Origin of the sequence: Paenibacillus sp. 1001270B_150601_E10 (assembly GCF_015558675.1) — a bacterium.
Classification (GTDB): Bacteria; Bacillota; Bacilli; order Paenibacillales; family Paenibacillaceae; genus Paenibacillus_B.
On sequence record NZ_JADMOL010000001.1, the window covers coordinates 786,564 to 812,282 of the forward strand.

The window sequence follows — 25,719 nt, forward strand, 5'->3', positions numbered from 1 at the left end:
AAATCTTATCCTTGGTTTGCATCGTAAAAAGATTATTTGATTGCAAAGTGATCGCCATGAACCAGCAAGTTACGATTCCATCGCTTATCTCCTAATCTATCCTTCCCCCAATATAAAAACAGCTCGTATAGGCGGGAGGTTGCTCCTCTATACGAACTGTTTTTAGAATTATGTTGAATTTGTTAATTCATATATTGAACGTCATACCCTTTTTCTTTAAGCAGATCTACAACCATGCCTTTCATCACATAGTGTGCGGAGCCCACAACGACAAAGGATGTATGCTTTCCGTCTTGCTCGAGCAGTTCAGCAAGCTTCTTCGCCATATTTTTGTCGCGCTCGCCAGTCAGGCGTTGATTCGTTTCACTTTCAGTGAAGTCCCCTTCTGCCGTCAAGGTCTTGACCAACCCTTCAGCGTCTCCCTCGATCCAATCAAGCTGCATTTGCTTTAATTGCTTCGCCGCGCTCATATCTCCAGACAATACCGCGTCAAGCAAAGCGTTCAATTCCTTCTCCTGCTCGTCAGCTGGGACGCTTGCGAAGATGTCAGCTTGAAGCTTAATGCTTTCCAGTTCCTTGATTGGCTTTCCTGCAAGCATGGCCTTCGTAATGAAGTAGCTGTCAATGCCTGTATTTGTCGCCATCACTTGATCCTCAGGCTTGTCAAAGTAGCTTAACGTCGATAAGCTTGTCGTGATGGCAAACGGCTTGAATCCATCAAAGGCATCCGCAGGAATTCCCAGCTTCTCGAGTGCCTTTTCCAGCTTAGCATATGTCTCTGGCGCAACATGCTCCTTCAAGGTAGAGCCATCGCTGTATACCATTTGATTCGTCAGATAGCTCATGTCTCCGTTCACAATATCGATTTCGACCCATAGATCGTCGGAAGCTTCAAATGCTTCATGGATGCTCTTCTGCATCGGATACATTTCCGGAGTGCCCAGATGGATGGAGCCAAGCAAATACAAGGTATTGCTTCCGTGTGTCACCTTCCACATGAGACCTTCTGCACCAGCACCTGCTGTATCGTATGCATACGCGACAACTCGGCTTGCCATAACAGCAGCTTGCTCAACCGTAATCGGCTTATCCAGCTCAAGACCTGCTTTCGTGCCTTTCACAATGCCTTTATCCGTCATATAGTCAACTGCAGACTTCGTTTGGAGTCCGAATGCCTCTGGCAGCTCGTAGTTTGCCAGCAGCTTATGTAAAGATGTAATGACAGCTTCTCTCGTGATCACCTTATCTGCTGTAAATGATAAAGCCGCTTCTTTTTTGCTAAAGCCAAGACGACCCAGCTTCTCGCCTGTCGCCTTCATCAATGCTTGGTACTTGTCTGCCGTAATCGCGCCTTGGAAGGTTCCGTCATAATACCAGTTAAGCGGATATATGCCGTACTTCTCTCCCTCGTTCAACGTTTCGATGGACCATGGACTAATGGCTGGTGTTCCTGCTGGCGCTTCAGCATGGACCGGGAATACATTACCGATAAGAAGCGTAAAGCTTAACATCCCCGCCGCGGCAAGACGGCCGAGTCTTCCCCAATGTTTTTTGACACTCACTCCAATTACCCCTCTCACTCTATGTTGTATAGGCAGCTTACTTCTACCTGCAATAGTAGATTATACCACCTTGTATGCATCTTTGATCATTTATGCACAATTTGTATGAATATACATATTGTTTGCACCTATTAATAGATTTGTCCTCATAAAAAGATCGTGAAAAGATGACGATTCAACGAGTCTTTATAGGGCTTCATATAGAAGGAGTACTTATCAAAAAAGCTGATCACCCTTCAGGAGCGATCAGCCATACAGCTTATGCTGTGCTTTTCTTTTGTTTTGGCCAGATAAAATAGCTAGCTGTTATCAACAGGTCAATAGCGAGCGCGATTCCCCATACTCGCAGAATGCCGCCTAAAGCTTCTGTTCGGCTGGGATCGTTTATATAGTAGATCATCCCTGCCAAGAGAGCTGCTCCGATAACGAAAGCAACAATATGACGGAAAAAGCCCTTCAAATAGTGAACCGCGTAATCCATTCCATATCGCTTTTTCGGCTTCTCGCCATCCTTTGTCATGTAATAGCGAAATCGTTCATCTGCCCACGCGATCATGCTCTTGCCAAAGCCGATCGATATTCCAATATAGACGGCTGCAATCGCATGTGCTGTCGTTGCGGTGGCCCCTTTGTATAGATCTACACTAGTCGCCACGAGCAGAACAAGATCAATGACGGGTGTTAAGGCTAATAAGAACAGTCCCAACCGATCCTTTTTCAACATATATCGAGTGATTAGCCCCGCTGCAATCACGACCCAAAACGCAATCTCGCACCCAATAATCAATAGAACCGCAGTGTCCATTCATTTCTCCTCTCTAATTACCAGATGGAAGAGCCAAAGGCATTCCTTCCTCTATTACTATTTATTGCTACATTGTCTCAATATGGATTATACATAAAAACCATTTTATTTTAATTAAAGTATGAAACAAAAATCGTTATCGTCAATCGTGCTCAATAAAAAACACGCTATTCAGCGTGTATGTCTCACATTAATAGAAAAATGATTAAGTTAAACCTCTAGGTGTGCTCAACTATTAAATTGAAATCATCGAGACCATCATGGCGTACTTTAGACGTTCTGCGTCACCATAATGATGACACTCCCCCTCTTGCGTCCTGTCTCCACATACCGATGAGCCTCAGGAATTTGTTCAAGCGAATAGCGCCTATCGATGACTGGCCTGAGCTTCCCCGATTCCATAAGCTCTCGAAGAAGGTGTATGTCTTCTACCTGTTCCTTCGCGACCCTTGACCATCCACGGTTAGATAGGCGCCTTTTGGAACCAATGCCTGCTTGATGGCTGACTTCGAAAGCTTCCCAACGGCATCAAAGACGATATCATACTGCTTGCCGCTCTTCGTAAAATCCTCCTTCGTGTAATCGATGGCCTTATCCGCTCCGAGTGAACAAACCAGTTCAAGATTAGCGCCGCTGCATACCCCCGTTACTTCCGTTCCAAGAGCCTTGGCTATTTGAACCGCCGATGTTCCTACTGCTCCGGAGGCCCCATAAATAAGTACCCGATGTCCTTTTTCCATTTTGCCTTTCCGAAGAAAATACAAAGCGGTGGTTCCTCCAAAAAGAAGGGCAACAGCCTCCTCGTAGTTTGCATTTGAAGGCATATGTGCGACGAGCCCGTTCTCGGGTACGCAAGCGTACTCAGCATGGGCACCGAAACGCATGCCAAGCGCAGCAAAGATCCGGTCACCCTTCTTGAATCGAGTCACCTGCTTCCCCACAGCTTCGACCTCTCCTGCCAATTCCACACCCAAGATCTGCTTCCTCGGCTTTCTTATCCCAAGTGCGATTCGCATGGGAATCCAGTACAGCAAGGGACTGTTGAATCCTCGAACACGACAATCACCGGTAGTGACGGTTGTTGCGTGTACCTTCACCAGCAATTCGTGATCTTTCGGCACAGGCCTTGCAACTTTTTGAAGCGCTAATACTTCTGGAGGCCCGTATCCCGTACAGATGATGGCTCTCATCGCTTCCCTCCTTCTATCGTTTCGAGTTAGGAATGCTGCGCAGCTTTGGTCATGCCATGTTGCCTTCATCCAGCTAAAGCAAAAACTACCATCATTTCGCACGCTATCACTTGCTAAGTCATTGTATGACCGCCAAAGAACCAATAGTCCTTCCTGCTTGTTTCCCAATTGGCTGGTCACACAGAATAAAAAAACGCAGCCCGAAAGTCAGGCTGCGTGAATCACTTTTTCAATAGAGTGAACATGAATCGCTTAAGACTGTGCTTGCTCCCAGCGCGCAACTTCTTCTCTTACACGAGGAGCTACTTCTGTCCCAAACAGGCGGATCGCCTCCATGACCTCATCATGAGGCATCGTACCATGCGGCATATGTAAAAAGAATCGAGTGACACCTACATGCTTGCGAAGATGAATGATCTTTTGGGCAACTGTATCGGGATCCCCAACATACAGCGCACCCTCAAAGCTGCAAGCCTCATCATAATCGGCTCTCGTGTATGGAGGCACGCCCTTTTCAATCGCTCTCACATTCGTTCTTGCAAATGTAGAAGGGAAGAACGTCTCGATGGCCTGGTGCTGCTCCTTCGCGACAAAGCCATGGGAATGAGAAGCGATAGGAAGCTTCGATACATCGTGTCCAGCTTCCGCAGCAGCTTTCTTGTACAGCTGCACCTGGGATGCATAGTCAAGCGGCTTTACCGCTCCAATGATCGCCAGTACAAATGGCAAGCCCATCTCTCCTGCTCGAATCGCGGATTCCGGGCTCCCTGCGCTCCCAATCCACACAGGCAAGGGATCCTGTACAGGACGCGGGTAAATGCCTAGATCATGTATCGCCGGGCGATGCTTGCCGCTCCAGCTTACTTTCTCGGACTGCTGAATGCGAAGCAGCAGCTCCATCTTTTCATGAAACAGCTCCTCATAATCGTTCAGATCACACCCAAACAGCGGGAACGATTCGAGAAAGGAGCCGCGGCCAACCATAATCTCAGCGCGCCCATTGGAGAGGCCGTCGAGCGTTGCAAAATCTTGAAATACTCGCACGGGATCGGCAGAAGACAGAATGCTCACGGCGCTAGTCAGCCGAATCCTTGTCGTCTTTGATGCAGCAGCAGCCAATACAACTGCAGGAGAGGATGCTGCATAATCATGACGATGATGCTCGCCTACCCCATAGACATCCAGCCCAACCTGATCCGCAAGAACCATTTCCTCCACGACTTCACGGAGTCGTTCCGCATGACTGATCGTGGTCCCTGTCTGGACGTCAGGTGTTGTCTCGACAAACGTGCTTATTCCTAGTTCCACTATCCATTTCCTCTTTTCTTTACATTGATGTTCATGTTCATAATTACGCTCAAATCAGACAGTATATTAATTTATCATTTATTTTAGTTATTTCATAGGTTGTTATTGTAAATTTCAATTATTTTCAAGAAACAAGGCATTTCTTTTCGAATTAAAAGTAACATTCCCCCGCTCCTATCTTTGAATCAGAATTCAATAAAAAAACGCCAAACCCTTGAACATCAAGCGTTTGGCGTCTTTATGAATATGGAGATGATTGATCTCAATCAGCATTAAGCTTGTCCTTACTTCAATAGATGCTTCGAAATCTGATTCTGATCCCAGTTGTATATAATCACACTATTGTTTCTGTAATCAAGAATCGTCCCTTTCATGCTCGGAGCAAATTCATGAACACTGGCCAGCGTCTTAGGATCCAGCACGTACTGTCGGCTGATCAGATCCACCAGCAGTTTCCCGTCCGCCGTTGCTTGAGCTTTCGGCAAGATGTCTCCTTCAGCCATCGTATAGTTGGTTAATGTGCGCTCCTTCACTAGACCCTTCTGATCGTAATAGCCGAGCTTTTTAGAAGAATACTGGAACACGAAATAGCCTTTGCCTGCTGAGAATGCAAGGCTTTGCTGCGGAACCGGGCGTCCCCACAATGCCTTTCCGTTAGGAGACAAAGCGATTAGCTTGTTGTTCTTCTGACCTGAGGTCGTTGGGAAAATGATCGTACCATCCGACAAGGCAAATGTCGTATAGAAGTTCACATAAGTGCCTTTCGGAAAAGCATATTGGAACACACGCTTTAGGGAGGCATTATATACATCTACCTTCATGCTTTGGCCTTCCTTAGTCGGAACCTCTATTACGATCTGTGAGTTGGTCACCGTAACGAGCTTTCCTGAAATGACTTTATTGAACTTTTGCTTGCCGTTCTTGTCAAAGCCAATAAGCTGAACGGATTCCGCTCCCCTTTTACTGGATTTCTCGCCTGCAATCAGCAGGGTTCCATCCGCTAAACGATACAACTTGCTGGTATATGGAATGTCCGTGTTCAACTGCTTGCTCCAGCTTTCTTTACCGGAAGCAGTAACGGCATACAGCAGTTGTTCGGAAGCAAAGTAGGCATAAACCGAACCATCCGGCGCATAGGAAAAAGCATCCTCCGTGCTTGGCCAGCCGTATCCCGGCTTTGCAAAGGAGAAAGTCCATTTCACCTTGCCTGTATTGGAATCTACTGCACGGAGTATATCAGGCATCCATACTTTTGTTGCAGAAGCCTTTTCTTCACCCATGTGCATATAGACTGTATTTTTCCCAGGCACATCAAAAAGTTCTTCATGAATCGGCACATACTCCGCGTTCGACTTCTGAACCCAGACCGCCTGAGGGAGCGTGCCATAGCTTTTTGCGACAGCCAGCTCTGGTGCATTAGAGAATATCATTCCAGCTGCAAGCAGGGTGATAACGAATTTTTTCATGATGCTTGACCCAACCTTCACTGTAATTTGGATTGTCAAAATAATACTATTGAATATAGGTTCAATATAACATAACAGGACAAACAATAGGTATTGCTTTCTAAGCAGAATAAGATCAGAGACGTGTAACAGGTGACCTAATAGGCTGTGATCATGCAAAAGAGACAAGATCGATAACGGATCTTGTCTCTTCTAATTTTCGTATATTGTAATGATATAAGCTAGCATTCCAAGGAACCACTCATCGCGGATAGGACACTCCCCTATCTGCATATTTTTAAACAAACTACGTCCGGCGCATATAGGCGCGTACCGTCAACGGTGCAAAGACTGCAACAATAACCGCTGCACCGATTAGGGAATAAGCCAAGTCTCCTCCTACAGTACCCATATTCGCAAGGTCGCGAACGGCTGTAACCAGATGAGAGATTGGGTTGATGTTAACGAACCATTGCAGCCACTTCGGCATCGTCTCAACTGGAACGAAGGCGTTGGATAAGAAAGTGAGCGGAAACAGCACAATCATGGAAATGCCCTGCACACTTGAAGCGGTACGAGCAATCACGCCGAAAAAGGCGAATATCCAGCTGATCGCCCATGAGCATACGATCACAAGAATGCCGGCCAATGCCACATAACCAAAGCCAGCTCCTGGCTGATAGCCCATCAGGTAACCCATTGCTAAGGTAAGAATGGTCGCGATTGCATAACGGATCGTGTCAGCAAGCAGAGCTCCTGCTAAAGGTGCAATACGCGCGATCGGCAGCGATTTGAAGCGATCAAATACCCCTTTGTCCATATCCTCGCGCAGCTGCACACCGGTGACGATAGAGGTCGTGATGACAGTCTGTACGAGAATACCTGGTATGATGACAGGCAGATAGCTTTGAACATCGCCTGATATGGCGCCGCCAAAGATGTAGGTGAACATCAGCGTAAAGAGAATGGGCTGCAAGGTGACGTCAAACAGCTGCTCTGGCGTACGCTTGATCTTGAGCAGCCCCCGATACGCCATTGTAAAGGAATTTCGAACCGATTGGCGAAGGCTTGTGTGATTTTTCAATTGCAGCTCACTGTGCTGCTTCATAACGGTGCTTTTCATGCTCTTGCCTCCTTCATGACAGACGACATCTCAGCCTCTGCTGGCGGTTGTTCTTTAACCCCGTGACCCGTGATCGTCAGGAAGACCTCATCAAGCGTTGGCTTCTGCACACTGATTTCCGACAAATGAACCCCTGCATCACGCAGCGCAAGAAGCAGATCCGTCACCCGATCGGCATCGGCCATCGGTGCCGTTATCTTTCCTGCTTCCGCAGAGATATTGGATCGAACCTTCAACACGTTCTCCACGAGCTGGCGCGCATAATTAACCTCCTCCGGCAGCTTCACTCTCAGGTGCAGCGACGAGGTGCCAACAGAAGCTTTCAATTCATCCGCTGTCCCCTCAGCCACGACCTGCCCTCGATCAATAACCGCGATGCGGTCAGCGAGCTGATCCGCCTCGTCCAGATACTGGGTCGTCAGCAGAACGGTTGAGCCTGTGTTGACCAATCGTCGGATCGTCTCCCACATCTGCGCGCGTGTTCTTGGATCAAGCCCAGTGGTCGGCTCATCCAAGAAAATGAGCGGCGGCTGTGCAATAAGACTTGCCGCAAGGTCTAATCTCCTGCGCATTCCCCCAGAGAAATTTTTGAGCGGACGCTTCGCCGCTTCTGACAAGCCAAACTCCTCTAAGAGCTCCTCTGCTTTGCGCTTTGCTTCTTGACGCCCAAGACCGAGTAGTCGCGAGAAGACGACCAGGTTCTCCGTTGCACTGAGCGATTCATCAACCGAGGCGTACTGGCCGGTTACGCCAATCAATTGACGCACGATCGCAGCTTCCTTCACCACGTCATATCCAAAGATCTGTGCCGACCCCGCATCTGGCCGTAGTAACGTAGCCAGCATCCGGATCGTCGTCGTCTTGCCCGCTCCATTCGGGCCAAGTACGCCATAAATCGTTCCCGCACGGACACTCATATCCACGCCATTTACCGCATAATTGTCGCCAAAGGATTTAACGAGTCCTCGAGCTTCAACGGCCAACTCGTTTTTCCCTTTTATCGCTCCCCAGACTTTATTATTCACTGCTACTCCTCCTTACAAGCTGATCCATCGGGAACACCTTGTTGATTAACTCCTCACATTCTAAATAAATTGGAGTTACCCATAAACCACCCGCAGAATGGTTTCATGATCCGTCTTTAGAAGGAGCATTCATACTTCTCCAATCTATTTTTTGTTAATATCTTCTATTATATGGTGTATAATGGACAAAAATTGAAGGAGGTAGCTTCAAAGATGACGATGGTTGGAGCATCTGCACAATTGCTGGAGCGATTGATTGCAACTGAAGGAATTGCCGTTCGAAATCACAGTGGTGCAGATGCCTTTTGGTACGCCTCTGGGATTCCTGGACCTTTTTATATCAATACAGAGAACATTGCTGGGAAGGAAGCTTCCTGTATCCTTCTTGAGCAAATCACGACAGTTCTTGAATCCAGCCTCCCTGCTTCACAGGCTTCAAAAACGATCTTCGATATGATCATAGATGTAGTGGTTCAGGATGAAGAATATCAGCGCTCCATTGAGGCGCTATTGGATCATTACCTTGCCAATCGGAGCCGCCCTCCTGCAGTCATCTCAGGCGGAGAACGAAGAGATTGGTTCTTTTCCATCCCGATGGCGTCCATCTTGAATCTCCCGCATCTCTTCCTGTTCAAATCAGGACAGCATCATGTCACGGACGATGAAGGCAATGCCCTCGACCTTCACTTAGTCGGACAACGGGTGCTTCACGTTGCTGATATTATTAATGCAGCCAGCAGTTATGTGGATCGTTGGATTCCGATCCTCCGTGAAGCTGGCGCAGCATTCTCCGAAACCCTTGTAGTTGCCGTTCGAAACAAGGAAGGTATAGAGAATTTGAAGCACCATCAGATTGCAGTCATCTCCCCCTTAACGGTCGACCGAACCCTTTTCACTGAAGCATTCGAATTAGGGCTTATTCCTGAATCCGCTTGTAAGGAGATCCATCTGTTCTATGATTCACCTAAAGATTGGACAAGAGGCTATTTGACGGAATCTGGCGGGATTCCTTCTTCAGTAGAGATGGATAGAAAGAAAAAGGAGCGCTTGTACAAGTTTAGAACAACCGATCCTTATGGCTTAAAAAGCGAGTTCCCCTCGTATTTTACTAGATAAAGAGAATGGCATCGGCTATCAAGACGCGTTTTGCTTGGAACACTGACGATTCCAGTTCCCTGGGCATGGAAAAAGAAGAAAGCGCAGCCTGTTAGGGGACTGCGCTTTGCTTATGCCATGATGTGTAGAAAACATATAGGCGGGTCATTTACAGCTGCTCGGCTTCTACAGTAAGCACATGATCGATATCTTTGATGTAATAGTAGATCTCGGATAGATAGTAATGGTTCGGTACTGACAGCACAAGATCAATTCGCTGCCGGCCACTGTCAAGATCCTTGATCTTAAAATGCCGAATTTTAAACTCTGCCTTGTCATTCGCCTTTTTACCCTTCGATTCCTCTGAGGGATTCCGTTGAATGTGTCTGATGAATTCGGTCATGCGCGAGTTGGACTCCACCACAACCTTCAGTGAGACATCGTAGCGATTCAGCTTCTCCCACCCCATCAGCTTCATCAGCTTCGGAATCAGATTCACAGCAGCAATCAAGAGCAAGATGCCGCAGGTCGCTTCTTTATAAAAACCAGCCCCAATGGCAACTCCAAGTGCTGAAGCCGACCAGATGAGGGCTGCGGAAGTCAAGCCAGATATCACTTCATTGCTTCTTCTTAAGATAACCCCAGCTCCAATAAAGCCGACACCACTGACAATCTGAGCAGCAAGGCGCATCGGGTCCATATTCGGATGATTCTCCCCGCCGAATGTGTTAAAAGCTTCTATAGAGACAATCGTAAGCAAGCAGCTGGCGATACAAATGACCATACTGGGACGCATGCCAAGCTGCTTCTGCTTCATTTGCCGATCAAGCCCAATCAGCAGCCCAAACAGCAGAGCCAGTGATAATTTTAATATCATCATGATCATGACGATCACCCCTTGAATATAAGTTCATGTGTTCAGTTTAATAATGATTGGAGAGCTCACCGAATAACACGCTATTTCTTTGCTTAATAAATAATGATGGCATAGATTCACATTCCTACCTGGGCTGCTGTCCACGAATGTACTCTCCCCTTTCAGGCAACAAAAAAACCTCTGACATCGCCAGAGGGTCAAGATCACCTATCCATCACCTTGATCCCCCTAGTCTAGTTTTAGCACTATACAACGTAAAGTAAACGTCACACGTTTCCTTAGCCACCTTATGAAAAGCCTTAATCCGGCAATCCCTGTTCTACCCATGGGCATCTTTCGATATTTCTGGGCAGTGGCCTATGTTTGTATAGGAGCCTCACCTAACGAGGATATATTACACAAGAAAGCTTACTTTGACTCGCCGAAACATGTCAACAGGGAATCTTTGGGTAAAAGCCTTTATATTTGTTCTTTCAATGGAATCTTTGGTAAAATAAATAGAATGACCCAAAAGCAATTGCAAGTTCGAAGGAGGATACCTGATGATCCGCAAAGACTTCTCGATTAACCCTAGAGCCTACATCTCTTTCTCTGACCAAATCAAACAGTTCTATCACGACGAGATGTCCAATCTCGCCGAATTTCATTTAAAGCCCTCACAGGCGAGACTACTGCATTTTCTATCAGACTATGAGGGACTTCATCAGCAGGAAGCAAGCCATATCTTTGGCGTAAGCTCATCAACAATGTCCGAGATGCTTACCGGAATGGAAAAGGACGGGTATATATGGCGGGAAGTGAATCAGCAGAATAAGCGGATGGTGTTTATTCGTCTGACAAATAAGGGTCGTGAAGCGGCATCTCACATTCGCGCTTTATTCGATGAGTATTGCTTAACCTTTATGGAACATTTCACAGATGACGAGATCCAGGAATTCGAGAGACTGCTCATCAAATTCCGTCGATAAATGACATGCAGCAGCATCAAAGAAGACAGCCCGCCAGATTCATCTCATTGAATAGGCGAAAAGGCTGTTTTTATTTTGCTTATTTATAATGTGAAAAAATGCACACTGTATTTCAAGAAGTTATGATACGCTTGTAAACGTTAGTTCGGTTTCCGAACCATTCGTAAAACGAACATGAGAAACCAGGAGGAGTCAAGATGAAACGGAAAGGCATAAAGACAGTACTCTCGCTGCTTCTAGCAGGCTCGATGGTGTTATCCCTGTTTGGCTGCAGCGACGACGCAGCCAATAGCAGCAAGGCTGCTGATGCTGCAGGCGGTAGCCAGAAGATCATGGCTGGCACGTACACCGCTTCTGCCAAAGGCTATCACGACGATGTTAAAGTCGAGGTCACAGTGGATGAGAGCGGTAAGATTACAGCATTGGTCGCACATGCAGACGGAGAAACGCCAAAGGTCGGCGGTGAAGCAGCACCAAAGATGGCGGATCGAATTAAAGAGAGCCAGCGACTGGATTGCGACGTTATCTCAGGAGCCAGCTTAACCTCTGGTGCGATTCTTACTGCGACAGAAGATGCATTGAAGCAAGCTGGCGTGGACACCTCCAAGCTGAAAGCAGGAGAAACTGCTAAAGGTGAGGATGAGGAAGTTACCGTGGATGTGGTCGTTGTCGGTGCAGGCGCTTCAGGCACAGCGGCTGCAGCAGCTGCGATCGATGGAGGCGCGAAGGTGCTGATGGTCGAGAAAACAAACAATGTCGGCGGGATCAGCAAGTTCTTCGCAGGAGGTCCCTTTGCTGTTGAGTCTCACCTACAAAAGGAAGCGGGACCTGAGTATGCAAAGCTGAAAAAAGAAGATTTGCTTCAACAACTGAATGCTTATTCTCACTTCATCAACTATGGTCCCCTCACGAAGGCCATTGTGTATAAATCTGGCGATACGATCAAATGGATGGAGAAATGGGGCGTGACGTTCCACGTGAATCGTGAGACGCCTCAGATCTCTCATATGGATAATGATATGAAGTGGAAGCTGTACCACTGGTTCGATTTATTCAGCTATGAGCCAACCGAAATTGCGGTTACCGACGTGGTGCATAAGAACCTAAAGGATGCAGGTCTTGATCTGCGCTTTGAAACGACAGCTACCAAATTGCTTCAAGACGACAAAGGTGTTGTGAACGGCATAGCAGCGACGAAAAAAGATGGCAGCACGCTTACGGTTCATGCAAAAGCGGTTATTCTCGGAACGGGCGGTTTTGCCGGCAACTCTGAAATGATGAAGCAATACTACAATACTTCATCTCTAGGCGGCTGGGGTGAAGATGGTTCCGGTGTCAACATGGCATGGGACGCTGGCGCTGCGAAGTGGGATACAGCCTCCTCCCTGCTGCATGGCAGCGGCATGGTTGCAGCAACGACAAAAGGCGATGTCAGCTTGGCCAACAGCCCGTTCAACCGTATTACCCGTTCCCCGCTCATGTGGATCGACCAATCCGGTAATCGCTTTGCGAATGAAGAGCTGGTGTGGGATACGGCGGAAACCGCTAACGCGGCTTATTCTGTAGGCGGTATCTACTATGTTTTGATGGATACAGAGACGCTTAAAGCCTATACCAACGGCAAGGCCCTGACCATGGATACGGCTGTAGGGGGACCAAACACAGACCCCGGCGACTTCGTTGCCCTGGCTGAAGAAGGCGTAAAGCAAGGCATTATTACAAAAGGCGAAACGATTGAGGAATTAGCTAAAAACTTGAACATGGAAACGGATCGTCTCGCTTCCAATGTGGAGGAATACAATCTAGCGGTTCAAACGAAGAATGATCCGTATGGCAAGAGCGAGAAAAGCCTAGTCTATGAAGTGAAGCAAGGACCTTTCTATGCGGTGAAAATGCAAATCAGCAACTTGGGGACATTAGGCGGCGTGCGGGTAAACGAGAAGCTGCAAGCAACGGATGAGAATCTCAAGCCCATTCCAGGCTTGTTCGTTGTCGGCAACAATGCAGCCGGCTTCTACGGCAATATCACAAGCTACCCAACGTTCGAAGGCTTGGCAACAGGCTTTGCCTGGAACTCAGGCCGAATTGCAGGCGAACATGCAGCGGTTCAGGTGAAACCATAATCTAGCGGCCTTGGTTCTGATCTCCATCAGACTAAGGCCGTTTAGTTCAGCTTAGTTTAGTCTACTATCCTTTGGAATTGCAAACACGCAGATATGCTTGGACACCCTCTTCAAACTTACAAAAAAAAGCATACCAAAATTGCATTTTTATGTTATGATCATATGGTAAATTAAAGAAAAAGAGGTAATAAAATGAATAATGTCGACAAATTGTTATTAATTTTTGATCCGTCGTTTAACAAGCTTGAGCATTCAGTCCAGAAGGAGGTTTTCTCAGCATTTAATGAGCTTGTCTATAGATTGATATTTTCCTACGTCAAGAATCACCACTCCACTCAGGACATCGTTCAAGAAGCTTTCCTAAAGGCTTTTACATCTCCTCCCCACCATTTAGACAAAAACAAAATTTGCTCCTGGCTCAAAACGCTAGCAAAAAATTGTGCGATTAATCAGTTAAGAAAGCAAAAGCGGATGATTCCATCAATCATTGACAACGACATGTTTCAAAGTCAGCATTGCTTGCTGTATGAGACCTTAGAGCAATCCATCGAAAGGGAAGCAACGTTCACAGAACTCATCGGCTGCATCGCTCAATTGCCACAAAGACTAAAGCTGATTCTTTATCTATATTGTTTTGAGAATTTATCCTATCGGCATATTTCTGAGAAGCTTAGCATTTCTGAAGGAAGTGTGCGGCAAAGCCTGTATCGTGCACGAAAAACGATCAAAGATGATATGAATGGGAAATAAAATATCCCCCGCTAGTACCTCCGCTTTCACTTGCATTCACCACTATTCCTTATAACTGTAACGAGTTCCCAAGGATCCAAGGCTTTTATCCAACTAGGCAGCTCATTTAGCGACAGCTTTTTTCTGATAACCGCTTAGTTGACTGAGGAACATGCTTGAATAGTACCCGCCTACGTCCATTAGCTCATCATGGGTTCCTTGTTCGACAACTTCTCCGTTACGCATTACTAGAATGAGATCAGCATCCACACAACTGCTCAAACGATGTGAAATCATAATTGTGATTTTTCCCTCCGAGAGTTTCGCCAAAGATTGATACAAGGACAACTCAGCAAACGGGTCCAAGGAAGCTGCTGGTTCATCAAAGACAAGAAGATCAGCTTTGGAGAAGAACGAGCGGCTGATTGCGACCCTCTGCCATTGTCCGCCCGATAGATTCACTGCTCCACCAAACGCATTTCCTACTTCAGTCTCATATTGATGTTCCAACTTCTGAATAAACTCATGTGCACCGCCCTTTTCAGCAGCAGCTCTGATTCCCTCCTCGTCAGCCAAACGCTCGATATCACCGATCCCAATATTCTCTTTCACTGAAAAATCATATTTTGAGTAGTCTTGAAAGACAGCACCTACATGCTGGAATACAAGCTTGGCATTCATATGTTTCAAATCCGTATTCTCGTAAAAAATGTGGCCTGCATAGTTACGATATAGGCCTATGAGACATTTTATCAAGGTGCTTTTCCCTGCGCCGTTGTCCCCAACAATCGCTACTCGCTGACCTGGATTAATCTGGAACGAGATATTTTTCAGCCTCAAATGCTTGTCATTGTCGTATGCAAACGATAAATCCTTGACCACTATGCCATGCTGATTCAATGAAGGAAAATGGATTGCAGGCGTATCCGTTTCTGTTTTTTCTTCCTCGACCTTAATGTTGAGAAAATCAAAAAGATCGGATAGAAGCTTTATATTCTCAAATATTCCTGCAACAGACAAGGAAACGGCTACAGCGACGCCATGAACCGTCATAAATGCCTGTGAGACCGCGACATAATCACCAATGCTGTATCCATTTCTTGAACCAAGCCATATAAGCAGCCCGAAAGTAATTGTCGTAACAGCTGCGTTGGAAAAATCATATGAACTTTGAAGCCAATTTTTTTTTCGTTCAAACGATAATTGAATGTCCATTTGCTTGCTGTATTGTGCTCCCCATTTGCCCAGTAAAAAATGCTGTAATTGAAATACTCGCACTTCCTTGGCTGTTTCTCTTCCTCTCAACAAGTTCATTAAATATGCTAAACGTCTTGAAATTGGTATTAAAACCAACAGCAGGTTGCGCCTCATATTTCCAATATGATGATTGACGAAAAATGGAGGAATGGATATGAGAACCACCAGGATGGCCATGAGATAGCTGAAATTCAACAATACACCGATGATAGTCATGATTGTAATCACGCTTTGTATTATTTGTATGGGTCCATTAAGCAGTTCAATAATCCGTTGGCTTTGTCCCGATGAAGCTCTTTGCAACGTATCATAGAAGCTCCCCGAGTCAAAATACCTTAGTGAAATGTTTGCCGTTTTCTCGGAAATTTGTTCTTCTATAGCAAACCCGATTTTTAACTGCATTTTACTATTGTTATACTGTTCAAGTACCTGAATAGACTGCAATACGAGTAGTAGCAGGGACTGTAACCCAAGAAGCAAGAAAGCTTGATTGACGCTGTGTTGGTAAGTGAAAACATCACTTACACTGTCTACCAAAAGCTTAGTCAGCACGAGTTGTACTCCGGGAACAAAGGCTTGGAATAGACGAATCAACACCAAAATAGTAGTTTCCCGCGGACAAATCCCCCAACAGAGCTTCATCAAACGATACAGATTGACAGAGATAAATCGCAGCCGATGGAACTTTTGCATAATCAGTCTCCTAAGCATTGGAGAACCGCTGACAAGGGAAGAAGCCGGTAAACGCATCGTTTACCAGCTCCCAGCTGATGTTCTCGCAATAGGTTTATTGATGGTCGTAAATATGAATGCTTGATTAACTTGAAATTAGCAAGTTCCCCCTGGGAAGCATTGAATGCTAGGCGTACCAATTGCAAAACGGTTCCGACCCGAAACAATCAACGAATTGTTTGGACCATCAATTGGACTACTGCATCCGCAACATGAGTATTGAGCATAATCGCAATACTTGTAAGATGAATCACTAGAATCCGTAACACAGTTGGAATAATAAGTGCAAATCTTTTTTTCCAGTGCAAATGGTTGAACGGTCGACATTGTCTAAAATTCCTCCTTTTTTTATCACGAGAACTCTTGCTGCGGCTCTATTATCTAAAACAAATAAAAAGTAAAATAATCACATTTTAAAATATTATTTACTTTTGTGATAATTTCAAGGTGAATGTGTTGTATATAGTGAGGATGAAAGAATGTAGTAATATACGGAGGAAATGATGATGGATCTTTTCTATTTTATTCGCATTTTTCTTGGTACCTTGATGATTGCAACAGCTGTTCTCAAGCTTCTATCGTTCCATTCATTTACACTAACCATCAGACAGCTGAACACCGTGATCATCAATCCTGCTTTTACGATTGCCTGCGTTATTGGTCTTGAGATGCTATCGGGCATCTTAATGTTTATTCCTGCACTACACCTGGGAGGATCTCTGCTAATTGTGTTGCTCTCCATTAGCTTTATATGGGTGTCCACTCGTTCCAAAAAGCTGCCCGGAAAAATTACATGCAACTGCTTTGGCAGCTTAATACCAGAAACGTTAGGGGACCACACCATTCATCGCGCCATTATCCTTATTGCACTTGCATTGTTCACTGGAATTATGGAATTCGTGTTTAGCGGCAAGGCCGTTAGTCAGGTTGCCGTGTATCCTGCTGCGCTCGGCATACTTCAAAGCATAGCGATAATTGGCCTGTACGGTCATCTAAGGATCTTGCTTGTGAAGCCAGAACCAGAATAAATGGAGGTGATAAAGTGGTCAACTATGTGCAGTTATCAACACTTCTAGAATGGTGTTTCATTATCTTCTTGTTAATAAACTCCTTATACATGTATCGAAAGCTGCATGAACGAAGCCCCGCGCCCGCTCCCCAGCAGGAATCTCAGCAAAATAATTCACTACCTCTTCATCATATTTTCCCTGTTGATCATCTCATCGACACAACCAACAAACCCATTGAATTACATCCTGTCCAAGTCCAAGGAACCATCCTTATGTTAAGTGTATATGGCTGCAGCAGCTGCGCCGAGCTGTATCCCAATATGAATGCAATCGCCGATGCCTTTAACGATTATCAGGTAGCGGCAATAATGGTCGGTACCGAAGAAGAAATCAATCAAATCACCGATGAGCACCATTTACGCATCCCTATTCATCGTATTGAGATGCATCAAATGGGTAATTTCGGGACCTTCACCTTTCCTTTTTGCTATGTATTGTCTAACGAAGGCCTTATCCTTAATAAAGGTCATGTACAGACAATTGATGAAGTCTCATCATTGCTTGCAAAGGAAGCCGGGAAACTTAACGTTAAGATCAGCTAGCTTTCCTGCAAAAAAATTATGTTCTTCGTCTCTTAAGAAGGCCCAGTGGATAACACAACCCAAAGGGGATTCCTGTATGCCTCAGGGATCACCTTATTTAATGCCCATTTGCTCAAGAAGGCATCTATAGCACAAAAAGAAGGAACGGCAATGCAGGAGCAATTCCCTAACACCACCATCCCTTATGTTTGCCGATCTTTATCAAGCAAGCTATCCCATTCATCGGGCAACGTTGCTCACTTAAATGCCTGACCTTCAATCTTGTCTTCTTTATGCTGCTTATTAGAACGGGAACAATAAAGGCAGCACAGCAATCATGACCACGCCAATGATCATTTGCAGAGGCAAGCCAACCTTCAGATAATGACTGAAGCGATATCTTCCCGCTGACATCACAAGAGCATTTGGAGGCGTGGAGAATGGCGAGGCAAAGCACATGCTCGCCCCTACTGCCACTGCAAATAAGAACGGGAATGGATTCGCGTCAAGCTGAATCGCTGCACTCAGTGCTATCGGTGCAAGCAGCACAGTGCTTGCCGTATTACTGATGAACATCGTCATGATTGAAGTCGTTAAATAAACGCCAATCAGCATCACAAGCGGACCATAGCTTCCGAGCGCGCTGACCAGTCCATCTGACAGCAGCCCTGCCGCCCCCGTCTTTTCAACTGCAATCGAGACGGGAATCATCCCGCCAATAAGCACAATGCTCTCCCAGTTGACCGTTTTATATGCTTCTTCCATATTGCGCACACAGCCCAACGCAACCATCAACACGGCTGCAGCCATGACGGCAACCACAGCAGGCACGATTTCGGTTACGAGCAGCAGCACCATCAGAAGCATGCCCCCCGCTGCAATCGGCGCCTTCTGATCCATCGTCACCTTGCTTGACTCCTCGATCGGTTGACCCACTACGACAACATCAGACTGGTCAGCTGCAAGCAAGGCAATATCCTGCCACGTCCCCTGCACAAGCAAAGCATCGCCAAAGCGCATCTTTTCGTCCTTCAAATGATGAAGCAGATACTGTTCCTTGCGCTGAATGCCGAGGATATTGATTCTATACTTCTCTCGAAAGCCCGAGTGCTTCACGAAGCGGCCAATTAAGGAGGAATTGGGGGTAAGCATGACTTCCGCGATGCCTACATCACGAGTCGCATACTGCTCCCCAACCTGCTGTTCCTCTACTTTCTCATCGGATCGACGTTCCGCTGTATGATGGTCCAATATGATCAGGCCGTACTGATCCGCAAACTGCCGCACCTGTTCAAAGGAACCATTCACATATACAATGTCTTCCGACTCTATCATCGTATCCGGACCAGCAATTTCTTGATTAATCGTCTTGAAAAATTGATTCTTGGCCGAGATTTTGCGGCGAATCTCGATGATACTAAGCCCGAAATGGGCAGGAATATCCAGCTCCCGCAGCGTCTTGGACCGGATTGCAGAATCGCCCGCTACCTGAACCCGGTACAAATTTTGAGTTAGCTGATACTTCTGAGCTAGCTCCTCCAGCGATCGCCCGCTCTGCTTATCCTTCCCAACCTCTTCTTCCTTAGGAAGGAAGCGGCGCAGAAACAGCATGGCAAGTATTCCCGTAATGATGCACACCACGCCTATCGGCGTGAAGGAAAAGAAGGACAGCTTCTTGTATCCGGCACTCACCAATGTCTCCATAATGACGAGATTTGGTGCAGTTCCGATTAATGTAAGCATGCCTCCGAGACTGCTGGAAAAGGCCAGCGGCATGAGGAGCTGCCCAGGATTTATTCGCGCGCTCATGGCCAAGCTGACCACAATCGGCATCATCACCGCTACTGTTCCCGTATTGCTAACAAATGCCCCGATCAAGGAAGTCACGAGCATGACCATGATAAGCAGCCGTGTATCACTTGCTCCACCGAGCTGCAGCAGCTTGCTGCTCACAAGCTTCGCCAATCCCGTATGGAAGATCCCTCCTCCAACCACAAACAAGCCTATCATCATGATAACGACAGCGTTAGAGAATCCGGACAATGCTTCTTCCGCAGTAAGTACGCCTCCCAGCATTAATGCCAGCAGCGCGCCAATCGCAACAAGATCAGAACGCACTTTTCCTGAGACAAACAATATAGATGCTGCACCAAGCGTTGCTAATGTCAAAATCATCGGTCCATTCACACTCTGCTCCCCTACTTTCCGCTGAATCTATTGATGACAGCACAAGTACCTTTAGTTCATCCCACGACTGGATATCCCCTATATTTTACCTACTGCCATCCCCCCTCACAAGATTAATCTTGGGAAGGAGCAATAAGGAAGAGTCCATTTACTCTATTCATCTTGGTTTTTGTAATCCTTTTATAGAAAAATAAAAAATCACTCAAGAGAGTGACTTTTAATCATCATTTCCAGCATGACGAAGCATGTCAATGGGAATAACGCATTCCCTAATGTATTCCTTGGGTGGCTTGTTACCTAACGAATCCCGACAAGCTGTATAATGGAAAAACCTCAGCTAGGTTAAACCGAGCTGAGGAAAATATACCAACAATTTTTGCCGTTAATACTAATGGTAGCTGCTTCATGCTTTAATAACTTCAACCTTTTTATCCCCTGCTGTCTTCGCTGCCTCTAACGTTGTTTCACCTTGGTCAGCGACTATTCCACCTGTAACCAGCATAGAGACAACTAAAGCTGCGGCGAGGGCTGTGAAAATTTTCTTTCTATTGCGATTAATCATGACCATACCTCCATAATCAGTTATGTGATAATCGGCTCAAGACTCATGCTACATATCCTTCTAGCAGGCTACTGAAACCCGTAATTAGGATTTAAAAACACAAGAACTCCAAATCTTTTCCCAAAAAACAATGTACTTTTTAGGAAATATACCTAATGATTGTATTATAACACACTTACAATAATTGCAAATTATTATTTTCCTTAAAATACTATTATTTCCAATCATAAAACAAGATAAAATAAAAGTGATCGCTACCGATATGAGTTTACTTGGCTATGCTCAAAAGCAATCTTTCAATGTTTTGGAGCATTGAAAATGAGCATTTATATTAAACTATCGTCCAGATCTATATATCTTAGGTATTTCGATTGATTTCTCTCCAAGTCATTCTAATCCACACTAACGGAACATCTACTGGGATTCACCTCCCCTAAGACGATTCTCCAAATAAAAAACGCAACCCTATACAGGTTGCGTATTCGTTAATTATTTTGGTGGAGCCAAGGGGGATCGAACCCCTGACCTCATCGCTGCCAGTGGAGAGATGGGGTTTTGTGCGTTAAGGAAAATGCGGGAGAAAGCCTTTTGGGGCAAGGCTTTCTTAAGTTTTATGTTTCTGCATTCGAGTTCGCCTCAGTGCTCGGGAAAGAAAAAGTGTGACCAGAAATGTGACCAACACTGCACAATTTATAACATCATTATTCTTCACTTTTAAAAGAGCACATCCGCTCATTAACAATGTTGGACACCAGAAAAGGAATTCTGTCATATCTCGTCGAATTAGTGACCATAAACAAGTGACAGACAGGAGAGTGTATGTGTTAACTTCACTTCGATATTTAGTTATATTACTTATTGTTATTCTCAGTATTTTTACATATCTATATTTCCGACCCTCAAATGTGCCGCAAACTGATATTTTAAAAACATTAGTTAGTACAGTTCTTGGAGGGTTAATAACAGTATTTGTAACTTTTCGAGTAAACACTTACAACGCACAACAAAAATCAGCTTTGGAGAAGAAAAAAGACACTTACATCCCCATTGATGAAGAACTAAAAGAAGTACTGAAAAAAAGTGAAAAGGTATCCTACTGGAAAAGTTTAAATACAACTTTCGATTTTCCTGAAATTGATAAGCAATTAGAGCGCTCCTATGTGTTTCTACCCAAAAAGCTAAAAACTAATCTTTTAAAACTAAAGAGCTTGGTGGAAGAACAAAAGACAATAAATCATTACAATATTGCAGAAGAAATAATTCTGAACAACTTTGCTAGAGCTCTAAAGGATTGTTATGGAGACAAAGGGTTCATTAGTTATGAAAATCCGGATGAGGGAATTTTTGTTTATGAATTTCCTAAACCATATGAAATTTTGAAATATGAACTTAGTAAACGCGAAACTATTGATAACTTGATTGAGCATCATTATGAAAGATTTGAGTTTTATGAAAGTATACTACGAAGCCATAATGAACCCCTCATAATAGAACTGCCTGATATATATGATAATCGAAGCATTGAAGTGGGTGAATTCATTGCTGAGTTCTACAACTTCTCAGATCAACTTTATGAAAATGAAAAAATCAAATTCAAACGCGAAATATACGAAGAAATCATACAAGAGATAAAAAATGCCTCTACCGAGTTAAAAATCATCTTTAATCACATAAATAAAAAATATGAACGAGACAAATATTGAAACATCCTGTACCACAAATTGTTTTTTTGAACGTTGTATTTCTACGTTCGAGTATGCAGTGGCCCACAGGAAAGAAAAAGTTTGACCAGATGTAATGAAATAAAATTAAGTAGCTCGTACGATTGCTAGTTCTTATAAAAATCCATGTATTTAAAATTACAATGAAACACAGCACCTATAACCAATTCGATCGTCTCATCTTTAAGACCTGCTCGCTTCAATAACATTATATAACTTAGGACTTCCATAAAACGAATATCTCTGGCCTCCTCATCTGTTAATTCCCTATAAAGATTATCATGTGCGATTTTTGCGCGCAACTTAGATAATCTAGAAGCTAACTCCTTAATTTTAAAACCGTGAGGAAACAGAAAGGTTATAGATTCTTTGAAGATATCTTCTATTTTATAATATGCATTGATAATTTTCTTTTCTTGACCGTATTGAGTTCCTAACTGAGAAATTCGATTTCGGGCATTATCAAGAAAGGTACGTTCAATATCGTTTGCTGTATTTTTTTTCAATGCCTGTATGCAATTAAGCAAGTCATTTTTTACTGATCTCAGAAGCTCATCATTTTGTTGCAGATATTCTTCAGAATTTTTATTACATTCATATTCAAATGAAGCAAATATTGATAAGTATCTCTGTACGTCGTACTTATATGAATCATCTTCACTCAACGGAAAATGTCGAATAGAGAAATCTTGGTCATCTGACACTAGCTGCAATATTTGATTAATATACGGTTTAAATATTTCATACTCTGAGTCACTTGTTTTTCTGTAATCTTTGGTAATGTAAATGTTCGAATACATAATACCCAATATAGATTTATCGTGTGTTTCAGTAGGACCAAATAATTCAATCGGCTTCAGATTAATGTTTTGTTGGTATCTAACCAACTTAAGAAATTTCACAATTGTCTCATATAAACCAAAAATAAAGTTGATATTACTCGTACTGTCAAATTCTACTCTGAGATGTGGATGAATTTTCAAATCGCTTGCGATTCCTTTTTCCAAAATATTTCCATAATATAGTGTCGCAGTTATCCTTTTTTCAGAGTAAGTAAAAATAAAGTCATCTGCCTTTATTTTATCGTACAATAAATCAGTATCGAGCGATTCTCCTGCACTTTTCTTTCGGAAGAAATATTTTGATGGACTAAAGAAAACATCGATATCATCCCCAGTGATAGTAAAACCAGTAACATTATATTCACCAATTAATGCTACGTTATATTTAGTAACAAATCTAAATGAATTATCCCCACGTGGTATTATTTGTTTAACATAAGCAACTGACTTCTTGTAAATCCGATTTTGATACTCAAGAAAAAAATTTGTTTTGTGGCAGTATTGGAACATGGTCCTAATATCTGATTCGTTTTTTGGAGTTACAATTAGACCATCATCAAGTCTTGAATATACGCATTCAATTCCTTCAAAGCAGAGATATCCTTGCTGCATACTATCACCCTATCATATTTGAAAATGGTCAGTATTTTTAAATGGACACACGAGATAAATCATCTTCGTGTGTCCTAAATCTTTTTTCTAAATATCTCCAAAATAATTAGCCTTCTTAATGTGTTCAATTAAGTCTGCAATATCTTTTTTGAGTTCATCTGAGTAATGGACAAGCTGCCATCTTTCAACTATAGACTTGGCAATACTAGCCTTTTTCTTTGAAAGATCATCAGCTATGCCCGTCAATTGCTCAGGTAGTAATTGACAGCCATCATCAAAAATATATTTTTTAGCGTAGTGTTCATCAAATGATTCATATAGTCCCAAACTTGTTTCATCAAGTGTATACTTTAGATTCTTTCTAGTTCTCTCACGTGTACCAGTTTTCACATAAACATACTTTCGTAGGTATTCTTCAGAAAATAATACATCATCCAATAAAGATTTTGGTATGTAATTCTCTATTTCTCTACCTTTAGTTACCCAAATATACGCATAGTCCTTTAAAGATCGACCATCATCAAATGTTGTTTCAGCAATGCGCTGAATTAATTTGCTCACCCTACCTTTTAAATCAGCGTCTTTATGTTTTTTATCAGAATCACAAACAATGACAGAATATCTACTTGTTCTAAGCACATTGATATAATCTTCATTATCTATTAAATCATAATTAGCCAAATTAGCACCACCATACATTAGAAAACTATAGTGCTTACCTTCAATTAAGTCTGAATTATCTTTTATCCATTTATTCAGATAAGTTCGATCACTTGGCCCCTCAACCCAAATCACAGAATTACTTTGCAGTAGTTGTGATGGCCGAATTCCAAGTTCATCAAGTAAACTGTATTGTTCTAAAACCTCAGTACACGGAACGATATTGGATGCATGAACATCTCTTCGATAGATTCGATGAATACTCCAGTTACTATTAACTTGATCTATTAAAATTGATGAATGAGTTGAAATAAAGAAACGATGGTTGAGAAAAGTATCTTCCATGATCTTTACTAATTGAACAACAGCCTCTGGATGAAGATTGCTTTCTGGCTCTTCAATAAATACATTCAATTGTCTCTCGCGATTTAAATGAAGATATGAGAGCAACATTACAAGTTGCGAAACACCAGTTCCTAGATTTTCTAATGAAGCTGAAATTTCTTTTGTACCCCGTCTTATATAAAATCTCAACTTATCATTTGTAGGATCAAGAACTATACTTGGTTCTAAAAGAATGGTTTTTAACCATTCTTCAAGGCAATTTTTAAATTCTCTCCACTCTGTATCGTGTTCATTCCTAACTCTGATAATTTCTTGAACGATATTACTACCATCAAAGTCACTTTCAATGAACTCTGAGCTATTCCTTGAATGGTGTCTGACTGGATCAACAAATACCAAACTTTCAATAAAGTTCCTCCAATAAATAACAGTTTCGAGAGGATATCCAACTCCTTCTACAGGATTTTCATATGACATACTTATTGGATTTAATACCTTCGGATTATTTTCTTTAAACTCTTCAAGTAAACATAGATCATTTTCATATTTAACAGCGAAGCAACTTTTACCCTCGCCAATCATATGATGTGCTTTTAAGTTTATTTCTTTTGACTGATGTAAAGTGGGTATCTCTTTCTCAAAATTAAAAGAGTCGATCCCCTCTAACTGTATATTACAAATAATATCCTGTCCTTCGTACGACCATGTATCACTTACATTAAATGCGGAAGGTATAGAATTCAGAAGATCATATTCTCCCAGTCCGTCTTTTCGTTTCCGACTTGCAGAAGCACTTGTAATTACATTTCGAATTTGAAATAAATATTTGAATATATTTGATTTGCCTGCATTGTTCGGACCAATTATAAGATTAATTTTTTTAAAATCTCCAATAGATACTCCCTCATCACTGGAAAATGATCTCCAACCGCGGACATTGATTGATTTGATGTTCATTAT

The 25,719-nt window shown here is 43.5% G+C and carries 19 protein-coding genes, 1 pseudogene and 1 riboswitch; of the genes and pseudogenes, 7 read left to right on the forward strand and 13 right to left on the reverse strand.

The window, feature by feature from the left end:
- Positions 1-182: 182 nt before the first annotated feature.
- The 7 genes and pseudogenes from I2H74_RS03630 to I2H74_RS03660 all read right to left on the reverse strand — a co-directional run bounded on the left by I2H74_RS03630 (position 183) and on the right by I2H74_RS03660 (position 8,458).
- Positions 183-1,562, reverse strand: coding sequence for a TraB/GumN family protein (locus tag I2H74_RS03630; protein WP_195571712.1), 1,380 nt, complete (start codon positions 1,560-1,562; stop codon positions 183-185).
- Positions 1,563-1,821: 259 nt separating this feature from the next.
- Positions 1,822-2,367 (reverse strand): hypothetical protein, encoded by a 546-nt coding sequence (locus I2H74_RS03635; protein WP_195571713.1) that lies wholly within the window; start codon positions 2,365-2,367, stop codon positions 1,822-1,824.
- Positions 2,368-2,637: 270 nt separating this feature from the next.
- Positions 2,638-3,557, reverse strand: a pseudogene (locus I2H74_RS03640) (NAD(P)-dependent alcohol dehydrogenase).
- Between the two features lie 252 nt (positions 3,558-3,809).
- Positions 3,810-4,865 (reverse strand): LLM class flavin-dependent oxidoreductase, encoded by a 1,056-nt coding sequence (locus I2H74_RS03645; protein WP_195571715.1) that lies wholly within the window; start codon positions 4,863-4,865, stop codon positions 3,810-3,812.
- Positions 4,866-5,149: 284 nt separating this feature from the next.
- Entirely contained in the window at positions 5,150-6,331 is a 1,182-nt protein-coding gene (locus tag I2H74_RS03650) for a PQQ-binding-like beta-propeller repeat protein (RefSeq protein ID WP_195571717.1), read from the reverse strand.
- A gap of 286 nt (positions 6,332-6,617) precedes the next feature.
- Positions 6,618-7,433 carry an ABC transporter permease gene (locus tag I2H74_RS03655; protein ID WP_195571719.1) on the reverse strand — a complete coding sequence of 272 codons (816 nt, stop codon included), beginning with the start codon at positions 7,431-7,433 and terminating at the stop codon, positions 6,618-6,620.
- The gene (locus I2H74_RS03660; RefSeq protein ID WP_324253987.1) at positions 7,430-8,458 is read right to left on the reverse strand and encodes an ATP-binding cassette domain-containing protein; all 1,029 of its coding nucleotides are present in this window, start codon (positions 8,456-8,458) and stop codon (positions 7,430-7,432) included. Before I2H74_RS03660 ends, I2H74_RS03655 begins: the two co-directional genes overlap by 4 nt.
- Positions 8,459-8,671: 213 nt before the next feature.
- Here I2H74_RS03660 and I2H74_RS03665 point away from each other — a divergent pair, with 213 nt between their 5' ends.
- Positions 8,672-9,574 (forward strand): hypothetical protein, encoded by a 903-nt coding sequence (locus I2H74_RS03665; RefSeq protein WP_195571721.1) that lies wholly within the window; start codon positions 8,672-8,674, stop codon positions 9,572-9,574.
- A gap of 148 nt (positions 9,575-9,722) precedes the next feature.
- Here the strand turns inward: I2H74_RS03665 and I2H74_RS03670 are convergent, their stop codons facing one another.
- Complete coding sequence (locus I2H74_RS03670; RefSeq protein ID WP_195571723.1) at positions 9,723-10,439, reverse strand: MgtC/SapB family protein; 717 nt, start codon at positions 10,437-10,439, stop codon at positions 9,723-9,725.
- 209 nt (positions 10,440-10,648) lie between these two features.
- Positions 10,649-10,825, reverse strand: a riboswitch (M-box (ykoK) riboswitch).
- 147 nt (positions 10,826-10,972) lie between these two features.
- On the opposite strand from I2H74_RS03670, the gene I2H74_RS03675 reads away from it, so the two are divergent.
- From I2H74_RS03675 to I2H74_RS03685, 3 genes are all read left to right on the forward strand, one after another.
- The gene (locus tag I2H74_RS03675) at positions 10,973-11,398 is read left to right on the forward strand and encodes a MarR family winged helix-turn-helix transcriptional regulator (protein WP_195571724.1); all 426 of its coding nucleotides are present in this window, start codon (positions 10,973-10,975) and stop codon (positions 11,396-11,398) included.
- A gap of 197 nt (positions 11,399-11,595) precedes the next feature.
- Entirely contained in the window at positions 11,596-13,521 is a 1,926-nt protein-coding gene (locus I2H74_RS03680) for an FAD-dependent oxidoreductase (RefSeq protein WP_195571726.1), read from the forward strand.
- Positions 13,522-13,713: 192 nt separating this feature from the next.
- Positions 13,714-14,271, forward strand: a complete 558-nt coding sequence (locus I2H74_RS03685; RefSeq protein ID WP_195571728.1) for an RNA polymerase sigma factor — start codon at positions 13,714-13,716, stop codon at positions 14,269-14,271.
- Between the two features lie 102 nt (positions 14,272-14,373).
- Here the strand turns inward: I2H74_RS03685 and I2H74_RS03690 are convergent, their stop codons facing one another.
- The gene (locus I2H74_RS03690) at positions 14,374-16,257 is read right to left on the reverse strand and encodes an ABC transporter ATP-binding protein (RefSeq protein ID WP_195571730.1); all 1,884 of its coding nucleotides are present in this window, start codon (positions 16,255-16,257) and stop codon (positions 14,374-14,376) included.
- A gap of 482 nt (positions 16,258-16,739) precedes the next feature.
- Between I2H74_RS03690 and I2H74_RS03695 the strand changes: the two genes are divergently transcribed.
- Both I2H74_RS03695 and I2H74_RS03700 read left to right on the forward strand, forming a co-directional pair.
- Positions 16,740-17,267 carry a MauE/DoxX family redox-associated membrane protein gene (locus I2H74_RS03695; protein WP_195571733.1) on the forward strand — a complete coding sequence of 176 codons (528 nt, stop codon included), beginning with the start codon at positions 16,740-16,742 and terminating at the stop codon, positions 17,265-17,267.
- Between the two features lie 14 nt (positions 17,268-17,281).
- Positions 17,282-17,851, forward strand: coding sequence for a hypothetical protein (locus tag I2H74_RS03700; RefSeq protein WP_229106314.1), 570 nt, complete (start codon positions 17,282-17,284; stop codon positions 17,849-17,851).
- A 282-nt stretch (positions 17,852-18,133) separates the two neighbouring features.
- On the opposite strand, the gene I2H74_RS03705 is transcribed toward I2H74_RS03700, so the two are convergent.
- Entirely contained in the window at positions 18,134-20,017 is a 1,884-nt protein-coding gene (locus I2H74_RS03705) for an SLC13 family permease (RefSeq protein ID WP_324253988.1), read from the reverse strand.
- Between the two features lie 403 nt (positions 20,018-20,420).
- Complete coding sequence (locus I2H74_RS03710; RefSeq protein ID WP_195571736.1) at positions 20,421-20,579, reverse strand: hypothetical protein; 159 nt, start codon at positions 20,577-20,579, stop codon at positions 20,421-20,423.
- 821 nt (positions 20,580-21,400) lie between these two features.
- Between I2H74_RS03710 and I2H74_RS03715 the strand changes: the two genes are divergently transcribed.
- Positions 21,401-22,282 (forward strand): hypothetical protein, encoded by an 882-nt coding sequence (locus I2H74_RS03715; protein WP_195571738.1) that lies wholly within the window; start codon positions 21,401-21,403, stop codon positions 22,280-22,282.
- A 125-nt stretch (positions 22,283-22,407) separates the two neighbouring features.
- Here the strand turns inward: I2H74_RS03715 and I2H74_RS03720 are convergent, their stop codons facing one another.
- Together I2H74_RS03720 and I2H74_RS03725 are read right to left on the reverse strand one after the other, a co-directional pair.
- Positions 22,408-23,754 carry a hypothetical protein gene (locus I2H74_RS03720; protein ID WP_195571740.1) on the reverse strand — a complete coding sequence of 449 codons (1,347 nt, stop codon included), beginning with the start codon at positions 23,752-23,754 and terminating at the stop codon, positions 22,408-22,410.
- Between the two features lie 87 nt (positions 23,755-23,841).
- The gene (locus I2H74_RS03725) at positions 23,842-25,716 is read right to left on the reverse strand and encodes an AAA family ATPase (protein ID WP_195571741.1); all 1,875 of its coding nucleotides are present in this window, start codon (positions 25,714-25,716) and stop codon (positions 23,842-23,844) included.
- Positions 25,717-25,719 lie beyond the last annotated feature (3 nt).

Bases quoted from the DNA above. Each gene is read 5' to 3' on its own strand.
- I2H74_RS03680 (WP_195571726.1), top strand. From the start codon at position 11,596: ATGAAACGGAAAGGCATAAAGACAGTACTCTCGCTGCTTCTAGCAGGC.
- I2H74_RS03655 (WP_195571719.1), bottom strand. From the start codon at position 7,433: ATGAAAAGCACCGTTATGAAGCAGCACAGTGAGCTGCAATTGAAAAAT.
- I2H74_RS03725 (WP_195571741.1), bottom strand. From the start codon at position 25,716: ATGAACATCAAATCAATCAATGTCCGCGGTTGGAGATCATTTTCCAGT.
- I2H74_RS03710 (WP_195571736.1), bottom strand. From the start codon at position 20,579: ATGATTAATCGCAATAGAAAGAAAATTTTCACAGCCCTCGCCGCAGCT.
- I2H74_RS03675 (WP_195571724.1), top strand. From the start codon at position 10,973: ATGATCCGCAAAGACTTCTCGATTAACCCTAGAGCCTACATCTCTTTC.
- I2H74_RS03665 (WP_195571721.1), top strand. From the start codon at position 8,672: ATGACGATGGTTGGAGCATCTGCACAATTGCTGGAGCGATTGATTGCA.
- I2H74_RS03720 (WP_195571740.1), bottom strand. From the start codon at position 23,754: ATGCAGCAAGGATATCTCTGCTTTGAAGGAATTGAATGCGTATATTCA.
- I2H74_RS03690 (WP_195571730.1), bottom strand. From the start codon at position 16,257: ATGCGTTTACCGGCTTCTTCCCTTGTCAGCGGTTCTCCAATGCTTAGG.
- I2H74_RS03670 (WP_195571723.1), bottom strand. From the start codon at position 10,439: ATGATCATGATGATATTAAAATTATCACTGGCTCTGCTGTTTGGGCTG.
- I2H74_RS03695 (WP_195571733.1), top strand. From the start codon at position 16,740: ATGATGATGGATCTTTTCTATTTTATTCGCATTTTTCTTGGTACCTTG.
- I2H74_RS03685 (WP_195571728.1), top strand. From the start codon at position 13,714: ATGAATAATGTCGACAAATTGTTATTAATTTTTGATCCGTCGTTTAAC.
- I2H74_RS03635 (WP_195571713.1), bottom strand. From the start codon at position 2,367: ATGGACACTGCGGTTCTATTGATTATTGGGTGCGAGATTGCGTTTTGG.
- I2H74_RS03650 (WP_195571717.1), bottom strand. From the start codon at position 6,331: ATGAAAAAATTCGTTATCACCCTGCTTGCAGCTGGAATGATATTCTCT.